General features: G+C 36.1%; 20 protein-coding genes. 8 read left to right on the forward strand and 12 right to left on the reverse strand.

From position 1 onward, the window contains the following. Position 1: 1 nt before the first annotated feature. The 5 genes from HCW_RS01610 to HCW_RS01630 all read left to right on the forward strand — a co-directional run bounded on the left by HCW_RS01610 (position 2) and on the right by HCW_RS01630 (position 3,610). Positions 2–787, forward strand: coding sequence for an ABC transporter ATP-binding protein (locus tag HCW_RS01610; RefSeq protein WP_014660484.1), 786 nt, complete (start codon positions 2–4; stop codon positions 785–787). Then, positions 772–1,566, forward strand: a complete 795-nt coding sequence (locus HCW_RS01615; RefSeq protein ID WP_014660485.1) for an MlaD family protein — start codon at positions 772–774, stop codon at positions 1,564–1,566. The genes HCW_RS01610 and HCW_RS01615 overlap by 16 nt, the downstream gene beginning before the upstream one ends. A 2-nt stretch (positions 1,567–1,568) precedes the next feature. Further along, on the forward strand, positions 1,569–2,261 hold the full coding sequence (locus HCW_RS01620; protein ID WP_014660486.1) for an ABC-type transport auxiliary lipoprotein family protein: 693 nt from the start codon (positions 1,569–1,571) through the stop codon (positions 2,259–2,261). A 68-nt stretch (positions 2,262–2,329) separates the two neighbouring features. Next, positions 2,330–2,929, forward strand: a complete 600-nt coding sequence (locus tag HCW_RS01625; RefSeq protein ID WP_014660487.1) for an META domain-containing protein — start codon at positions 2,330–2,332, stop codon at positions 2,927–2,929. 6 nt (positions 2,930–2,935) lie between these two features. Continuing rightward, entirely contained in the window at positions 2,936–3,610 is a 675-nt protein-coding gene (locus HCW_RS01630) for a restriction endonuclease subunit S (protein WP_014660488.1), read from the forward strand. Positions 3,611–4,066: 456 nt separating this feature from the next. On the opposite strand, the gene HCW_RS01635 is transcribed toward HCW_RS01630, so the two are convergent. Then, positions 4,067–5,128 carry a cytochrome-c peroxidase gene (locus HCW_RS01635; RefSeq protein ID WP_014660489.1) on the reverse strand — a complete coding sequence of 354 codons (1,062 nt, stop codon included), beginning with the start codon at positions 5,126–5,128 and terminating at the stop codon, positions 4,067–4,069. Positions 5,129–5,296: 168 nt separating this feature from the next. On the opposite strand from HCW_RS01635, the gene dnaE reads away from it, so the two are divergent. The 3 genes from dnaE to HCW_RS01650 all read left to right on the forward strand — a co-directional run bounded on the left by dnaE (position 5,297) and on the right by HCW_RS01650 (position 10,107). Then, a complete protein-coding gene (dnaE, locus tag HCW_RS01640) occupies positions 5,297–8,935 on the forward strand; it encodes a DNA polymerase III subunit alpha (protein ID WP_014660490.1) in 3,639 nt (1,212 codons plus the stop codon). Then, on the forward strand, positions 8,917–9,696 hold the full coding sequence (locus tag HCW_RS01645) for a pseudouridine synthase (RefSeq protein WP_043902555.1): 780 nt from the start codon (positions 8,917–8,919) through the stop codon (positions 9,694–9,696). The genes dnaE and HCW_RS01645 overlap by 19 nt, the downstream gene beginning before the upstream one ends. 96 nt (positions 9,697–9,792) lie before the next feature. After that, positions 9,793–10,107: a thioredoxin family protein gene (locus HCW_RS01650; RefSeq protein ID WP_014660492.1), complete on the forward strand. Its 315-nt coding sequence runs from the start codon at positions 9,793–9,795 to the stop codon at positions 10,105–10,107. A 200-nt stretch (positions 10,108–10,307) separates the two neighbouring features. Here the strand turns inward: HCW_RS01650 and mnmE are convergent, their stop codons facing one another. The 11 genes from mnmE to HCW_RS01705 all read right to left on the reverse strand — a co-directional run bounded on the left by mnmE (position 10,308) and on the right by HCW_RS01705 (position 17,711). Then, positions 10,308–11,663 carry a tRNA uridine-5-carboxymethylaminomethyl(34) synthesis GTPase MnmE gene (gene mnmE, locus HCW_RS01655; protein WP_014660493.1) on the reverse strand — a complete coding sequence of 452 codons (1,356 nt, stop codon included), beginning with the start codon at positions 11,661–11,663 and terminating at the stop codon, positions 10,308–10,310. Continuing rightward, positions 11,660–12,571: a Jag N-terminal domain-containing protein gene (locus HCW_RS01660; protein WP_014660494.1), complete on the reverse strand. Its 912-nt coding sequence runs from the start codon at positions 12,569–12,571 to the stop codon at positions 11,660–11,662. Before HCW_RS01660 ends, mnmE begins: the two co-directional genes overlap by 4 nt. A 13-nt stretch (positions 12,572–12,584) precedes the next feature. Then, on the reverse strand, positions 12,585–14,225 hold the full coding sequence (gene yidC, locus HCW_RS01665) for a membrane protein insertase YidC (RefSeq protein WP_014660495.1): 1,641 nt from the start codon (positions 14,223–14,225) through the stop codon (positions 12,585–12,587). A 6-nt stretch (positions 14,226–14,231) separates the two neighbouring features. After that, positions 14,232–14,582: a membrane protein insertion efficiency factor YidD gene (gene yidD, locus HCW_RS01670; RefSeq protein ID WP_014660496.1), complete on the reverse strand. Its 351-nt coding sequence runs from the start codon at positions 14,580–14,582 to the stop codon at positions 14,232–14,234. Beyond that, on the reverse strand, positions 14,569–15,186 hold the full coding sequence (rnpA, locus tag HCW_RS01675) for a ribonuclease P protein component (RefSeq protein ID WP_014660497.1): 618 nt from the start codon (positions 15,184–15,186) through the stop codon (positions 14,569–14,571). The genes yidD and rnpA overlap by 14 nt, the downstream gene beginning before the upstream one ends. Continuing rightward, a complete protein-coding gene (rpmH, locus tag HCW_RS01680; protein WP_001847286.1) occupies positions 15,146–15,280 on the reverse strand; it encodes a 50S ribosomal protein L34 in 135 nt (44 codons plus the stop codon). The genes rnpA and rpmH overlap by 41 nt, the downstream gene beginning before the upstream one ends. Before the next feature lie 85 nt (positions 15,281–15,365). Further along, on the reverse strand, positions 15,366–15,758 hold the full coding sequence (locus tag HCW_RS01685; protein ID WP_014660498.1) for a biopolymer transporter ExbD: 393 nt from the start codon (positions 15,756–15,758) through the stop codon (positions 15,366–15,368). Positions 15,759–15,767: 9 nt separating this feature from the next. Beyond that, positions 15,768–16,220: a TonB-system energizer ExbB gene (gene exbB / locus HCW_RS01690; protein WP_014660499.1), complete on the reverse strand. Its 453-nt coding sequence runs from the start codon at positions 16,218–16,220 to the stop codon at positions 15,768–15,770. A 2-nt stretch (positions 16,221–16,222) separates the two neighbouring features. Further along, positions 16,223–16,681, reverse strand: coding sequence for an SsrA-binding protein (gene smpB, locus HCW_RS01695; RefSeq protein ID WP_014660500.1), 459 nt, complete (start codon positions 16,679–16,681; stop codon positions 16,223–16,225). Between the two features lie 2 nt (positions 16,682–16,683). After that, entirely contained in the window at positions 16,684–17,481 is a 798-nt protein-coding gene (locus HCW_RS01700) for a 4-(cytidine 5'-diphospho)-2-C-methyl-D-erythritol kinase (protein ID WP_014660501.1), read from the reverse strand. Next, positions 17,481–17,711, reverse strand: coding sequence for a carbon storage regulator (locus HCW_RS01705; protein ID WP_014660502.1), 231 nt, complete (start codon positions 17,709–17,711; stop codon positions 17,481–17,483). The genes HCW_RS01700 and HCW_RS01705 overlap by 1 nt, the downstream gene beginning before the upstream one ends. Between the last annotated feature and the right edge of the window lie 11 nt (positions 17,712–17,722).

Below are 17,722 nucleotides of genomic sequence, written 5' to 3' on the forward strand. Positions count from 1 at the left end.
GATGGATAAAACAAATAATGAAATCTTAATTGAGGTTAAAGATATCCATAATGCCTTTGGTAGCACCATTATTCATAGAGGTGTGAGTTTTAGTGTTCATAAGGGCGAAGTTATGGCGATTTTAGGAGGTTCAGGAAGTGGCAAAAGCACGCTTTTAAGAAGTATGATTTTGCTTAATCGCCCTGTAAAGGGGGAGGTGCTACTTTTTGGAGAAAATATTTGGAAACTTAAAGATGAAGAACAGCTTAAGATTTTTAATCGTTGTGGCATTTGCTTTCAGTTTGGCGCACTCTATAGCTCTTTAACAGTGTTAGAAAATGTTGGCATTATGTTAGAAAAATATAGCCCTTATTCTAAAAAAATCATTGAAGAGATTTCTAAAATGTGGATTGAAAAAGTGGGCTTACCCCCTAGGGCTTATCATCTCTATCCTTATGAGTTAAGTGGGGGCATGAAAAAGCGTGTGGGTCTAGCTAGAGCTATGGCAACCAATCCTGAGATTTTATTTTTAGATGAGCCAACAAGCGGGTTAGACCCCTATAGTGCGGGGAAATTTGATGAATTAATTATGACTCTTAGAGAGAGTTTGCAACTTACAGTGGTAATGATTACGCACGATTTAGATACCGTGCATGATTGTGTAGATAGATTTATTATGCTTAAAGATGGGCTTTTAGAATTTAATGGCAATTTAGAAGAATTTGTTCAAAAAGCTCAGTCTCAGGGCTTAGATGAGGGGAATTTATTCAATTCAACACGAGGAGAGAAATTTTGGAAAGGCATGTAAATTACACCTTAATTGGTGGTCTTTTCTTTTTGTGCTTAGTTTGCATGGTGGGTTTCATTCTATGGCTCGGTCATGTGGGATTAGAAGATGGAAAATATCAAAAATATATTGTTTATACGGATAAAGAACTAGGGGGGATTTCTACCAACTCGCCCATTAGCTATAAGGGCATTCAAGTGGGTAATGTGATTAAAGTAGGCTTTGCAAAAAATCGTGTGGGGGTAGTGCGTTTAGAATTGATGATTGATTCAAACATTAAGGTTCGCAAAGATTCCATGGTAATGGTTTCTTCTCAAGGACTTATGGGATTAAAGTATTTAGCCCTAGAGCAAAGCAAGAATGAGGCATTTTACAATAATAATGATAAAGAAGAGCGGGTTTTGATTTTCAAAGAGGGGCTTATGGGGCGTTTGGCTGGCGATGCTAATCAAGTGGTTAATGAAGTGATGAAAATTGTTAAAAATGTAGATAAAATGCTTAATGAAGAAAATGTGCAAAAAGTCAAGCATATCCTAACTTCTGTAGATGATATTGCAAGCAATATTGATAGCATGAAAAGCACGATTGATTCTATTGCAAAAAATGCCAATGATTTGGTTTATAATGTGGATTTGCGTGTTAAGCAAGGGCAATATGATTTCAAAACTATGCTAACCCCATTGATAATCCAAGCAGAGTTGAGCTTGAGAAATATTGATAATTTTGTGCAAAAAGGCTCAATGCTTATGGATAAGTTTGATGCTGACCCTTATAAAACTATTTTTGGAGAAAGGAAGTAATTATGAGAGCTACTTATTTGAAGTTATTTTCACTCTCATTAGTGTTGGCGCTAATACTTGGTGGTTGCTTGAATTTAAATCTTAGGCAAGTGTTGCCAGAAATTAAAAACTATGATTTGAATGCAAGTTCTTTTGCCAAAGATAGTTGTGCTAAGCAAGTAGCTGAAGTGGGGCTTGTGAGTATTTTAAGCGCAGATTTGTTTAACACTAAAGAAATTGTTTTTAAAGCAAAAGATGGGCAAATTACTTATGGAAAACACCAAAAGTGGGTAGATTTGCCCCGCAACATGCTAAAAACCATGTTTATGCAAGAGGCGCAAAAAGCGTGTCTAAGTGTGGCATTGCCCCCCTATGGTATGAAAGTGCCACCCTATTCAGTGCGCTTTACGATTCTTTCTTTTTCTATCTTAGAAGAGGATAATGCTAAATATAAGGCGGAGTTTGCACTTGGATATGATATTAGCGTGAAAGGCTATTCGCATTCTGGAGTTATTATCAAACATGAGGGCATTTCTAATTTGGAGAATAAGACAATAAATGTAAGCAAAGACAGCAAAGATAAGGAAAATAAGCAAGATTTTCAAGAGAGTGCGATACAATCGCTCCAACATGTGAGCGAACAAGCAGTGCAAGAGGCTATCAATTTGCTTAAAAAAGCAATTCAAGAGCAAGGCGCTAAAGAGGGTAAAAACTAATTTAAATTAAGGAGGGGGTCTCATGCTTTGTGGCAAGAAGTATGGAATTTTAATCAAGGAATAATGAATTGAATGTGCGTTTAATGGGAATGAGCGTGATGTTGGCTTGCACGCTTTCAGGGTGTTTTCTCTTTAAGATTTTTGACCACAAAAAACTATCAAATAGTAATTGGAGAATCCAAAAAGTAGAAATGAATCATAAAACCTATAATATTGACACTATGCTTGCAGATAGTGCCTTTAGGGAAAATCAAGAAGATGAAGGTCTTTCTACTGATAACACTGCTTTGCCCGAAGAAAAAGCTAAAACGATAGAAATGGAGCAAAAAGAGAAAAAAAAGCATTGGTATGAACGCTGGTATGCTCTTTTAAGAAAAAAGCCACGCCCTAAAAATTCTATGGGGGAATTTGTCTTTGACCAAAATGAAGAGCGCATTTATGGGAGAGGGTATTGCAACCGCTATTTTGCAAGCTATATGTGGTGGGATAATAACCACATCAAAGTAGAGGATAGTGGGATTTCAAGAAAAGTCTGCAGAGACGAACACTTAATGGCATTTGAATTGGATTTTATGGAAAATTTCAAAGGCATGTTTGTTTTGACAAGGGGTAAAAACACGCTTATTTTAGACAATCAAAAAATGAAAATTTATTTGGTAACACCATAGTTTTTAATGAATCAAAGCAAGCAAAGCTCCCCTAAAAACACCCCTATAGATTATCTAGGGGAATTGCCTAAACATTGGGAAATTACAAAATTAAAATATATAGCAAAGTATAGTAATGGAAACAGCATTAGTGATAATGAGAAAAACAATTACAAAAATAAGGAAAATGCAAGACCTTACATAGCAACCAAAGATATTGACCTAGAGACAAGCACAATTAATTACAATACAGAACTTTACATACCCTACAATAACTCTAACTTTAAAGAATTTGTTAAGGGCTGTATTCTAGTTTGTATAGAGGGGGGTAGTGGAGGTAGAAAAAAAGGTTTTGTTACGCAAAATGTTAGCATTGGCAATAAATTATGTGCCATTAAAACCAAAACAAAAGACATAAACGAACGCTTTATGTTTTATATTGTTTTGTCTGATATTTTTAATCATTTTTATAACGCAAATATTCAAGGCGATAGAAATGGAGTGCCATTAGAAAAAATAGGTTATTTTGTTTTGCCCCTACCCCCTTTAGAAGAGCAAGAAAAAATCGCAGAGTTTTTAGATAAAGAAGTTTCAAAAATTGACACCCTTTCTAACACTTTAAACCAATTAGAAAACACCCTTAAAGCTTTTAAAAAAGCTTTGATTAGTGATTGTGTTTTAGGGAAGAAAGAAATATTATAAAAAACGATAGGACAAAAATATTAAAAAACGCCTTTGGCATTTTTATTAAAATATAAAGAGCTTAAAACAAAGTTTTAAAGCGATAACTTCTTAAAGCGTTCTTAGGGGGTTTGGGGGTTGTTAAGGGGGATAAGTGGGGGTATATCGCAAATACCTCCTGTCCCCCTTAAGAAATAAAAGGATTTAAAAAAGTGAAATTTAAAAACAACCCTTAAGAAATAAGTTTTTTAAAAAAATTGAAATAAAAAGCAAGAAATGACATTTTTATAATCAGTGAATAAGAAATAAGATTTTAAAGAGATTGAAAGAAAAAGCAAGAAAATAATTGTTTAGACAAATAAGATTTAAAATAAAAAATATTTTTAAAAACCTAAGAATTTTAAAAAGCTTTGATGAAAGTATTGTAATGTTTAAACTTAAAATGCAAAACCCTTTGACAAAGGGTTTTGTAAAAAATTAAAAAGAGGGTTTTGGGGTTTTATCAGTGATTGTAGGGAGTTCTGGATAAACAATCTTAGGTTTTTTGCCCTTTAAGGCACCAAAGAAAGTCTCAATTTTCTTAGCTTCTTCATCGCTAATTTCAACACCTAATTGGATAGAGCCCATTTCTTTAATCGCATCTTTAACATCCCAATATTGTCCGTTATGGAAATAAGGCATAGTCTCTGTGATATTTCTTAGAGTTGGCACTTTAACCATGCCGTTTTTATCCCCTTTGAAATCGCCTACATTAGCAAACTTATAAGGCTTAACCACGCCAAAGGCTTGCATAGAACCACCCAAATTAATGCCATTATGACAACCCACACAACCCTTTTCAATAAATACTTCTAAGCCCTCTTGCTCTGCTTTGCTTAAGGCTTTAGGGTTACCCCTTAAGAAATCATCGTATCTGCTTGGAGTTACTAAAGTAGCCTCAAACATTGCAATAGTATCAGTGATAAGCTTGAAATCAATCTTTACTTTATTGCCATAAGCTTTTTTGAATAACTTCACATAGCCGGGCATAGAATTGATTTTTTCTACTACAACTTTAGGGTCAGCGCCCATTTCAAAAGGAGCTTGGATAGGTCCTTGAGCTTGCTCGCCTAAATGCGTAACCCTACCATCCCAAAATTGCACATCATTAAAAACTGAGTTATACACAGTTGGAGAGTTTAAAAAGTGGGGATTGCTCTTCCACTGAGCGCCTACAGCTTTAGGGGCTAAATCCACGCCACCAAGCCCTAAGTTATGGCAAGTGTTACAAGACACCAAGTAAGAAGTAGAAATTCTAGGGTCTAAATAGAGCATTTTACCTAACTCTACTTGAGCTTGAGTCATTACATTAGAATCATTGCCCCCAATACCTACATCTTTAGTTTTTTTGATTTGGTATTCTCTAAGTGCCTTACCTATAGGCATAGGCTCTAAATGACTTTCTCTAGCCTTTTTAATCAATGCTAAGTCATTGGTTGCATGCGCAAAAGAAAACGCCACGCAAAACGCCGTAACGCCAAACAAAACCGATTTTTTCATAAAAACTCCTTGAACTCACTTATTATTAAAGAGAGATATTTTTCTTATTATAGTAGCAATTATACAACAAATTTAGGTTGCTATGACTTAATCCATTATTTAGGGTAGCTTGGGGTATAATGCGTGAAGACAAAATATCAAAACTTGATTAAGCATAAAAGGCTATTGATGAATACAGAAACTAAAGCATTCACACACTTGCACTTACACACCGAATATTCGCTTTTAGATGGAGCTAATAAGATTAAAGTCTTAGCCAAACGCATTAAAGAGCTAGGCATGAAAAGTGTGAGCATGACTGACCATGGGAATATGTTTGGAGCGATTGATTTTTATACGAGCATGAAAAAAGAAGGCATTAAACCCATTATAGGCATGGAAGCTTATATTCATAATGATGAAAATCTTTCTAGTAAAGAGACTAAACAACGCTTTCATTTGTGCTTGTTCGCCAAAAATCAAGAAGGCTATGAAAACTTGATGTATTTGAGCTCTATGGCATATTTAGAGGGGTTTTATTACTTCCCACGCATTAATAAAAAGCTTTTAAGAGAGCATTCTAAGGGTATTATTGCCTCTAGTGCGTGCTTACAAGGCGAAGTTAATTTTCATTTAAATACTAATAGTGAGAGAAATCGCAAATATGGAGCTAAGGGCTATGATGAGGCCAAAAGAATTGCTTGTGAATACCAAGAGATTTTTGAAGAGGATTTTTATTTAGAGATTATGCGTCATGGCATATTAGACCAGCGTTTTATTGATGAACAAGTGATTAAAATGTCCTTAGAAACAGGGCTAAAAATCATTGCCACAAACGACACGCATTACACCATGCCAAGTGATTCTAAGGCTCAAGAGATTGCGATGTGTGTGGCTATGGGTAAAATTATGAATGATAAAGGGCGCTTAAAACACTCTGTGCATGAGTTTTATATTAAATCGCTTGAAGAAATGGCGAAGTTATTCGCTGATATTCCAGAGGCTCTAGCTAACACTCAAGAAATTGCTGAAAAATGCACTTTAGAGATTGATTTAAAAGATGATAAAGCTAACCCTCCAACCCCCCCAAGCTTTAAATTCACCAAAACTTATGCACAAAATGAGGGGCTAGATTTTGAAGATGATGCTTCTTATTTTGCTTACAAGGCCAGAGAAGGGTTAAAAGAGCGTCTAAAATTAGTGCCTGAAATTGAGCATGGAAAATATCAAGAGCGTTTAGAAAAAGAAATTGAAGTCATTACCAACATGAAGTTTCCGGGCTATATGCTAATAGTGTGGGATTTTATCCGCCATGCTAAAGAAGTGGGTATTCCTGTAGGACCGGGTAGGGGGAGTGCGGCGGGAAGTTTAGTAGCTTTTGCTTTAAAAATCACTAATATTGACCCCTTGAAATACGATTTGCTGTTTGAAAGATTTCTAAACCCTGAAAGAATCAGCATGCCTGATATTGATACGGATTTTTGTCAGCGTAGGCGTAGAGAAATCATAGAATACATGATTGAAAAGTATGGCAAATACAATGTGGCTCAAGTGATAACCTTTAACAAGATGTTAGCTAAGGGCGTGATTAGAGATGTCGCAAGGGTTTTGGACATGCCCTATAAGGAGGCTGATGATTTTGCAAAGCTCATTCCTAATCGCTTGGGTATTACGCTTAAAGGTTATGAAAAAAATGGCGAGTTTGTGGAAGGAGCGTGGGAATTAGAGCCTAAAATCAAAGAATTAGTAGAGAGTAATGACTTAGCCAGACAAGTATGGGAGTATTCGCTTAATCTAGAGAATTTAAATCGTAATGCTGGCGTGCATGCCGCCGCATTAGTGGTGGATAGCGAGAAAGAGCTGTGGCACAAAACCCCTTTATTTGCATCTGAAAAAACCGGTGGTATCGTTACGCAATATTCTATGAAGTATTTAGAACCGGTGGATTTGATTAAGTTTGACTTCTTAGGGCTTAAAACCTTGACCGTGATAGATGACGCGCTTAAAATCATTAAAACTCAGCATAACATTGACTTAGACTTCTTGTCGCTAGATATGGACGACCCCAAAGTTTATAAAACGATTCAGAGTGGCGACACGGTGGGGATATTCCAAATTGAATCGGGCATGTTTCAAGGGCTTAACAAACGCTTAAGACCATCAAGTTTTGAAGATATTATTGCGATAATTGCGCTTGGAAGACCAGGGCCTATGGAATCAGGCATGGTAGATGATTTTGTTAATAGAAAGCATGGCATTGAGCCTATTACTTATGCTTTTAAAGACTTAGAACCGATTTTGAAACCCACTTATGGCACGATAGTTTATCAAGAACAGGTTATGCAAATTGTTCAAACGATTGGGGGGTTTAGCTTGGGCGAGGCAGATTTAATCCGTCGTGCTATGGGTAAAAAAGACGCTCAAATTATGGCGGACAATAAGGCTAAGTTTGTAGAAGGGGCTAAAAATTTAGGGCATGATAGTAAAAAGGCGGCTGATTTGTGGGATTTAATTGTTAAATTTGCGGGCTATGGTTTTAACAAATCACACTCTGCAGCTTATGCTATGATAACTTTCCAAACAGCGTATTTAAAGACTTATTACAAGCACGAATTTATGGCAGCCATGCTTACAAGCGAATCTAATAAGATTGAATCTGTGGCTAGATATATTGATGAGGTTAGGGCTTTAGAAATTGAAGTTACGCCCCCTCATGTAAACACTTCTATGCAAGATTTCAGTGTTAAAGAATTTGAGAATGAAAAGGGTGAATTAGAAAAGAAAATTGTGTTTGGATTAGGAGCGATTAAGGGAGCTGGGGGTGAGCCAATTAGAAACATCATTGAAGAGAGGGCTAAGGGGGATTATAAGAGTTTAGAAGATTTTATTTCACGGGTGGATTTTTCTAAAATCACTAAAAAATCCTTAGAACCCTTAGTCAAATCAGGGAGCTTGGATAATCTAGGCTACACACGAAAAACCATGCTCGCTAACTTAGATTTAATCTGTGATACAGGGCGTGCTAAAGACAAAGCTAATGAGATGATGCAAGGAAGCAATTCGCTCTTTGGGGCAATAGAGAGTGAAGAAAAAGAGCAGGTCGTTTTAAATATGACTGATTTAGGCGAGCATGATGCTAAAACGCTTTTAGAATATGAATATGAGATTTTAGGCATCCATGTTTCAGGTAATCCTTTAGATGAATTTAAAGAAGAGATTAAGGGCTTTAAAAACTTAGTCAAAAGCATTGATATTGAGGAGTTAGAAATTGGCTCGCAAGCTTATTTGCTCGGTAAGATTATGGAAATCAAAAAGAAAATTGGCAAACGAAGCGGTAAGCCTTATGGCACAGCAGATATTTTAGACAGATATGGCAAATTTGAACTCATGCTTTTTGAAAAGCAATTAAACGCCCTAGAAGAATTGGATATAAACAAACCCTTAGTATTTAAATGCAAGATTGAAGAGCAAGAAGAAGTCGCGCGATTAAGGCTTTTTGAAATCTTGGATTTAGAGAGTGCTAGAGAAGTTAAAATTCCAAAAGCTCGTTATAAAGACCCTAATAAAGAAAAAGAAGATGTGCGAGAAATTCCACCTATTGAGATGTTAGCGTCTAGCTCTTGCTCCTTGGCGATTGTGTTAGAAAATGATGTGAAAAAAGAGTTTTTAAAACAAATCAAAGAGAGCGCTTTAAAGCATCAAGGCAAACACCCCTTATGCTTGATTATAAAAGATAAGGGCAAGCAATTCAAGTTTCAAAGTGATTTGTTGGTAGATGAAAGCATTAAAGAAGAGTTTAAAGAATTAGAATGGAGAGATTTAACATGAGAATCAATCAATTTTTAGCCCACCATACTAAGCATTCACGAAGAGAGGCTGAAAAACTTGTTTTAGAAGGGCGTGTCAAAATCAACCATGAGCATGCCAAACTTACTAGCATTATCAAGGAAAATGACAAGGTGTTTTTAGACAAACGCCTAATCAAGCCTTTGAAAAACAAAAAATTTAGTGTTCTGGTCTATCACAAGCCAAAGGGCGAGTTAGTGAGTAAGGCTGACCCCTTAAATAGGCGTGTGATTTATGAAAGTTTGGAGAAAAAATACGCTCATTTTGTGCCTGTGGGGCGTTTGGATTTTGCGAGTGAGGGGGTGCTACTTTTAAGCGATAGTAAGGCGGTGGTGAGTGCCTTAATGCATACGAATTTAGGAAGAGAGTATTTAATCAAAATTCAAGGTGCGATTACAAAGGATATAGAACTTGCTATGCAAGAGGGCTTGAAATTAGAGAATGCCACTAAGGGCGCACATAGTAAAACTGCGATTAAAAGCATGGAATTTGCCCCCTTTATTTCTTATGAAATCATCAAAAACCATGCCAAATATTCTAAGCTTAGGGTGGTTATTAGCGAGGGAAAGAATAGAGAATTAAGGCGTTTTTTTGCGTATTTTAATGCTGAAGTATTGGATTTAAGGCGTGTGCGTTATGGCTTTGTGAATTTGAACGCTTTGCCGGTAGGGAAAATGCGTTTTTTAAACCGCCAAGAATATAATGAGTTGCATAAATTTATGGCAAATATTAAGACAGATTAAAACAACTTAGTTTTTCAATCAAGCTTTTAAGCTTTAGGGTGTTTGGGTTGTGCTATACTCTAGCTACGAGGGGGAAATTAAATTAAAGGATATAGCATGTTAGAAGTTATCAATGGAAGTAATTATGAAGAGAAAATTAAAGAAGGAGCGGTGGTAGTCAATATCGGGGCGAGCTGGTGTCCGGATTGTAGGAAAATTGAGCCGATTATGGATAATCTAGCTAAAGCTTATGAGGGGAAGGTGCAATTTTTTAAGGTTTCTTTTGATGAGAGTGAGGATTTGAAAGAGAGCTTAGGCATTCGTAAAATTCCTACTTTGATTTTTTACAAAGACGCCAAAGAAGTGGGCGAAAGACTTGTAGAACCCGGCTCTCAAAAACCTATTGAAGACGCTATAAAAGCGTTGTTGTAGGTTAAATTGCCAAGCTTTTAGGAGGAAAGCTTGGCAATATTAGACTATGGATTTATCTTGCTTGATTAAGGGTTTTATATTTTTCAAGTTTTTACACGGTAAATTTGTTTAATAAAGTTTTTAAACTACTTGTTGTTGCACTAGGCTATATTTATATGCAAAATAACCTATTCTGTCTTTGATGAATATTCTATTGACTCTTATTTTCCCAAGCAAAATTCACTAAACATGCTATCTAGCATTTGGGCGTTTTCATAAGGGCGTGTGAGTAGATTTAAGCTCTCTATGGCATTTAAGATATGGTAAGAAAAAAGCTCTAAAGTTTCTAAGTGATTTGTGGCATTTTCTAGCTCGCTGATAGTGTTTTGTAAGGCATTTTTTTGAGCCAGGGAAGTGAGCAAGAGTTTATTTTGAATGTCAATTTTAGGGAAAAATTCGCTAATTTTTTGACTTAATTCTTTTAAGCAAGCCGAAGAATCTAGCGTGTTAGTTTCTAAAAAAGAGCAAGGAATTTTTAATAACTCTCTTAAACGCTCTTTATCAAGCTCTAATTTTAAATCATTCTTATTTAAAACAATAATGCAAGGTTTAGGAGTGCTAGTATTAAGGGTGTTAATAATATGAATATCTTCTTCTTCTAAGGGCTTAGATAAATCAAATACCGCCAAGACAATATCGCAAATTTCTAGGCTTTTAAGGCTTTTTTGCACGCCTAGTTGCTCTATCTTATCATCAGTTTCTCTAATGCCTGCTGTATCAATCAAACGCACTTTATGCCCATGCAATTCTATGATTTCTTCTATGGTGTCTCTTGTAGTGCCTTTAATATCGCTCACTAAAGCCCTTTCTTCTAAGAGCATAGCATTCAATAAGGAGCTTTTGCCTGCATTGGGTTTGCCAACAATGCTTAAGGCATGCCCTTTAGCCTTACTAGCGTGCATGTTTGAAAAGTCTAATAAATCTTTAAAGCGTGTGATTTGAACCCCTAAGTTTTGTTCTACTTCTTGAATAAAATCAAGAGGAATATCCTCTTCGCTATAATCAATCAAGACCTCTGAGCTTGCTAGAAGTTTTAAAAGAGTTTCTCTGGCATCTTCTATAAAGGTTTTTAATGCGCCCTTTAGTTGTCTAGCGAGTGCATTTAGAGTGCTTTCTTCTTCACAAGCAATGATTTGAGCGCTTGCCTCAACTTCGCTTAAATCCATTTTGTGGTTTAAAAAGGCTCTCTTGCTAAATTCCCCCGCTTTAGCAAGCCTAGCCCCAAGATTCAAGCAAGCATTTAAAATATTATGCACCAAAAGGGGGTTGCCATGGCATTGAATCTCGCATACATCTTCGCCTGTGAAACTATAGGGGGCTTTAAAATAGAGGGCTAGAGCTTTATCTAGTAAAATATCATTAGAAAAAACATCGCACACATAGGCATAGCGTGAAGTAAAATCTTGTTTTTTGGTGAGTTTTTTAAGGATATTTAGAGCGTTTTTTCCGCTCATTTTGATAATACTAATGGCTCCCTTACCCTCTGGGGTAGCAACAGCTACAATGGTATCTGTCATTCAAAAAAATCATTAATAACGATATATTGTTCATCGTTAAGATTGGTTTTTAGTGAAATGTATTTATTGGGGAAAGTTTTGCGTAACTTTTTGAGAGCAATGTAAGTCAATACGCCATCTAAAGCCTTAACTTGAGCCTTACCTACCTCATGCACGCTCATAATCACGCTTTCCAAATAGGTATCCATAACTTTTTCTTGATTTTTTAAAAAAGTAGAAATTTCTAAACGGATATTGTAGCCATATTTGGGGTGAATCCAATTAAAGAGTAAGTAAGAAAGAGCTTTATAACGATAGCCTTTTTCGCCAATAAGAAGAGCTGAATCCTCACCATCAATATCAATCAAAAGCACAGACGGCTCATATAAACTTACTTCTACCTTGCTAATCTTATAGGGCAAATGAGAAAAAAGCTCTTTAAGTTCTTCTTCAATCTCATCAAATTTGTCTAATCTTGGGAGTTTTGTTGTTTTGGTTTCTAATGAGCTTAATGCAGAGTCATCTTTGATAAGTGGGTTAAAGGGAGTTTTATCCGTTTTGGGAGTATTTTCACTTAAAGAATGAGGCTTTTGAATAGGTGTTTCATTGATAAGGGGGGTTGCAAGCTCCTTTTCTTTTTCTTGGATTTCTTGATTGGGGTTAAGACTTGGAGTAAGCTTTTCTTGGGGTATTTCTTGGGGGCTAGAAGACAGGTTTAACTCTTTGGCTTGCATTGGCTCTTCTTGGCTCTCTTCCTTAATGCTTGCTAGAATAATGGCCTCTTTTTTACCAATATTTAGAAATCCTTTTGAGGGCATTTGGATAATTTCATATTTTAAGTTTACAATGGAGCAATTAAGGCTGATAGAGGCTTGAATAAGAGCCTCTTCTAAAGTCTTAGCTTTAATTTCAACAGAATGAGTTTGCATAATAAGCCTTTAACTAGGAATTTTGTTGTTGTTTTTTCTTTTCTAACACTTTATTGATTAAAAATTGCTGTAAGACTGAAAAAATATTGTTGGTTGTCCAATATAGCACAAGTCCTGCTGGGAAAGTGATTAAGAAAAAGGTAAAGATGATTGGCAATAGCTTGAAAATCTTTGCTTGCATAGGGTCTGTCATAGTGTTTGGCGTAATAGATTGATGCCAATACATAGAAATTCCCATAAGGATAGGCAAGATAAAATAAGGGTCCATAAGAGACAAATCATGTATCCACAAAATCCATTCAGCACTTTTTAATTCTACAGCATTATAAAGCACTCTATATATGGCAAAAAATACCGGAATTTGCAAGAGTAGGGGCAAGCACCCACCTAGGGGGTTAGCACCATGTTTTTTATAAAGTTGCATCATTTGGGCTTGGAGCTTTTGGGGGTCGCCTTTGTATCTCTCTTGAAGTTCTTTCATTTTGGGACTAATCTCTTTGAGTTTTTGCATGCTCACCATACCCTTATAACTCAAAGGATAGAGAATAAGGCGCACTACAAGCGTTAAAAAAATGATAGCCCACCCCCAATTACCTACAAAATCATGCAAAAAGTCTAATAAGATAAACACACCTTTAGCAAAAAAAGTAATTAGTCCATACTCCACTACATCAGTAAGCATAGGTGAGATAGCCTTAAGCGCACGATAGTCTTTAGGACCAATATAGCCATGCAAGTTTGCATCGCCCTTTAAGGAAATAAAGCCTAAAGGATTATTCGTGCCAACTTCTGAATCAATCAGTGCTTCAAAACCTTGAGAGTCTTTAGTAAAAAGCAAAGTAGTGTAGTATCTATCTACGCTAGATAAGAAGAGGGTATTAGAATAGCGCTTGATTTCCTTAGAATCTTTGTCTTCAATTTTTTCAATTTTGTTGTCATTGTTTTCTAAGAGTGTGCCTGAAAAAGTGTAGCTATCTAAATCAGCGATAGGCTTATAGCCATTAGATAGGACATAAGCAGGGATTACACCCCCATTTTCTTTAGGGGTTAGTTTAAGACTTAAATCATAGTGCAAATCATCATAAAAAGTGAGTGTTTTGGTAAGTGTGATAGTGTCTAAATCTTGGGTTAAGACAAGCTGTTCGTTAGGGCCAAGCTGTGCTTTAGAGGCTACATAAGGGGTGCTAAAGGCTTTGTTATTTAGTGTGGGGTCTAAAAAGCGCACTTCTAGGGGGCGTAATTTGTCAAGACCTAAAAGAGGGAGCTCGCTAAGTTGTTGGGACTCTTTTTGATTATGCCCAAAAAGATATGAAACATGCTCTATGAATCCTTTTTGTTTGGGGGCTAAGTATTTTTTGTCTTTGAGATAGACTTGCATAATACGCCCTAAGGAGTCTATCTCAATCTTTGCATGTTCAAAAGCAATGGTCGTAAGAATATTGCTCTGTTCTAATGTCATGTTGGGAGAGTTGGTTTTTGTGGGATTTGTAGCTAACTCAGAAGTTTTGGGCGCTTGATTAGAATGCGTAGCTGTTGGTGCTTGAGTGGGCTTGACTTCAGTTTTTTGGAAAAAATAACTATAAATCGTAATAAATAAAAATGAGAGCGCAACCGCTAAGATAAGGCGCAAGTTGGTGTTATTATCTTTATTCATGTGTGATTAAACCTTAATGATGTAGTAAGCCGTATGGCTATTTTTAGTGGGGATAAGCCAAAAACTAATCGTTTTATTATGGGCGCTACTTGATTGGAGCAAACTAGGGCGTCTCCAATAAGAAACTATAGGATAAGCAATGCCCCCAGAACAAAAGGGGTGGCATGAAAAAATTCTCAATAGAATCTTGCCTATAGCTAGAAAGGGGTTTTCAAACCTAAGTAGCCATAAAGCATAATGAGAGCAAGTGGGGTAAAAACGACAAGTTGGAGGCTTTAGAATAGAAAAAAGGCGCTGATAACCCTTAATTGTCAAGCTCAAAAGAGTGTTTAGAGAGGACATTCTATGATTTTGCATGAGTGTTAGCAATTCCTTTTGTTAAATCCATAGAGGCTTTATGTGCCTGTGCTTGTCTTTTTGAATTTGTGTTAGAGCTATTTAAAACCCCTTTTTTAGCACTTCTAGCGATAGTTTGTAAGCTAGTAAGTGTTTCTAAAAAATAGTTTTCTAAACTCTTGAAATCTAAATCTTGAATACCACTTCTAGGCACAAACACTAAAGCAAGTCCTTTGCAAAGCTTGATATGTTTAGTAACAAGCGAGCGTAAGCGTCGCTTGATAAGATTGCGCTTAATGGCATTGCCTACTTTTTTAGAAACGCTTAAACCTAACAAGCTTAAACAAGAATCTCTTTTGTTGTAACCCAAAGAGATTTTATCACAAGATGGTGTCATAAAATCGGCACTTTGACCTTGATAAATCTGTCCCTGAGATAGAGAGCTTTTTGTATGTTGTGCTAATCTTGGCATACTAAAAGCTTGCAAACTTATAGCATGTAAAGAAAAGAAAGGGGTATGCCTTTTTAAGCCTTTTTTATAAACCTTATCAAATTCGCTCTTAGTTTTCAAAGAGCCTACAGGCTTAAACAGAAAGCTTTTTTCTGCCTTTAGCGCGTCTAGCATTGATAACCTTGCGTCCATTTTTTGTTTTCATTCTCACTAGAAAGCCATGGGTGCGCTTTCTTGGAGTGTTATGGGGTTGGTAAGTGCGTTTCATTTGAGAAAACTCCTTATTTTAATTAAATATAACATAAACCTAAAATTCTAGCCAAAGAATGCTAAAAGTTGACTAAAACCACTGATTAGTTTTTCTTGTCTTCAACAAGAATATAAAGTTGCTTAAGTTCATTGGTTTGCAATAAATCTACAACTTTTACAAAACTATCCAAATTGCTTTGCTTATCCCCTTGTAGAACAATGGGAGTATCCTTAGGATAAGAGGCAATCTTTTCCTTTAAGGCATCAAAGCTAATTTCCTTATCATCTAAATAGAATGTGCTTTTATCAGAAATAGCAATAGTTACTTGCTTTTTCTCTATCACATCTTTAGAATCCGAAGTCTCTTTATCTACTTTGGGGATATTGATAGGGAGCTTGGAGGTTTGCACAAAAGATGCTGTCGTTAATACGATAACAAGCAATACAAGCATGATGTCTATAAAAGGCACCACATTCATTGATTCTACTTTTTTCACCGCTTTTCCTTATGCTTGTGAATATGCTTTGCTCAATTCAGTTTCAATAGGGTTATGGAAAATATCCCACTTAGTTACCAAAATCTCACTTTTTCTAACAAGCAAATTATACACCACAATCGCAGGAATCGCTACAAGTAGTCCCATTCCTGTTGCTTTTAGAGCAAGGGCTAGGTTAGTCATAATTGCCTTAGTGTCTATGCCTGTTGCAGAACCCAAGTCCATAAAAGTAAGCATAATTCCTACAACAGTCCCTAAAAGCCCAATATAAGGCGCATTTGAGCCTATAGTAGCTATTAAGGTCAAGCGCTTATGTAGAGCTAATTCTAGTTTGCGTCTATCAGTGTAGTCATCTACACGCACTGTGGCAAAAAACCACATTCTTTCTATAGCGATGGCAATAACCACCACAGACAAAAATAATAAAAAGCCCAAAATTCCGTAATCTACCATTTCTTTCATGGCTATCCTTTGAAGTGATTTTTTAAGCTAGCGAGTGCCTCTTTGTTGAGTGCTTTTTCCTTTAAGCTCTGTCTTTTATCGTGCAACTTTTTCCCTTTTACTAGAGCGATTTGGATTTTAGCCCTATTTTTCTCATTAAAATACAATTTCAAGCCCACAATGCTTAAGCGCTCTTTACTCACTTCATTTTGCCATTTAATGAGCTGTTTTTTATGTAAGAGCAACTTGCGCTCTCGCCTTTCATTTGGTCTATAGTGAGCGTGAATTGTATCTAAATGCGATATATGGACACCAAACAAAAATGCTTCTCTCTTAATAATTTTAACAAAATTATCCTTTAAATTCACCCTAGATTGTCTTAAAGCTTTGACTTCTGAACCTAAAAGCACTATTCCAGCCTCTAAGGTTTCTAAAATTTCGTAATCAAAATACGCTTTTTTATTATTGGCAATGAGTTTCATTTCTAATCTTCTACCCCCATTGCATAAAAAAATGCGCTCCCACTCCCACTAAAAAACCAATCTTTTCCTAATGCACTCTCAAATTCTTTTAAAGCAGGATTAATTTGTAATGCTGGCTTTAAAAGGTCGTTAAGCTCGTGCCTAGAATGAGTTTTTAGGCATTCAAGGCTAGGCTTTTTGAGCCAAGCTTGTGTGTCAATCTTAGAATGACAAGCACTAGGGCGATAAGCTTGATAGATGGATTTGGTATTGCAAGTTATTCCTTTAGGGATTTGAATGTTCCCTATTTCTAAAGGTTCTTCATCAAAAGCCTCAATCACTTCGCCATAAGAAGTTACATTAGCGCTTGTGTATTGTGAGATAAAAAAATTCACATCCATGCCTATTGAAGAACCAATAACATAAAGCTCTTCTAAATTCAGACCAAATTCAAAAGCTTGATTTAAGAAATAAAGCAAATTGCCCGCATCAGCACTCCCTCCGCCTAAACCCGCTTGAGCAGGAATGTGTTTTTCTATTTCAATAGATAGGGTGTTTAAAGGATTTAGTTTTGATTTTGGAAAATCTTTTTGTTTTAAGTAGTTTTTTAATGCTTGAAGGGCTTTAAAAATAGTATTCTCTTCTAAGGGGCAATCAAAATCGCCTTTGAGACTGAATGAATGAGCTGTTTTAATATTGATAAAATCCCTCATAAGGTTCGTTAAAACTAGGCGAGAGATGAGTTTGTGATATGTGCCTTCTTTTTGTAAGATTTTTAAGAAAATATTGACTTTAGGATAGACTTCAAAAGAAAATTGCATTAATTTTTAATGACTTTCTTGATATTTTCTAACACACTCTCATCTACAGCCACAGAAGCTTTTTGATTTTCAGAAACAATCGCCTCTTTGAGTTCAGAGCGTAAAATTAGAGTGTTCTCGGGTGCTTCAAACCCTAAGCGCACACTCCCTCTATCTATGGAGATAACTTTAATGCGGATATTGTCGTCAATGACAATTCCCTCATGGAGTTTGCGACTGAGTATGAGCATAGATTTCCTTT

Source organism: Helicobacter cetorum MIT 00-7128, assembly GCF_000259255.1.
GTDB classification, from domain to species: Bacteria; Campylobacterota; Campylobacteria; order Campylobacterales; family Helicobacteraceae; genus Helicobacter; species Helicobacter cetorum_B.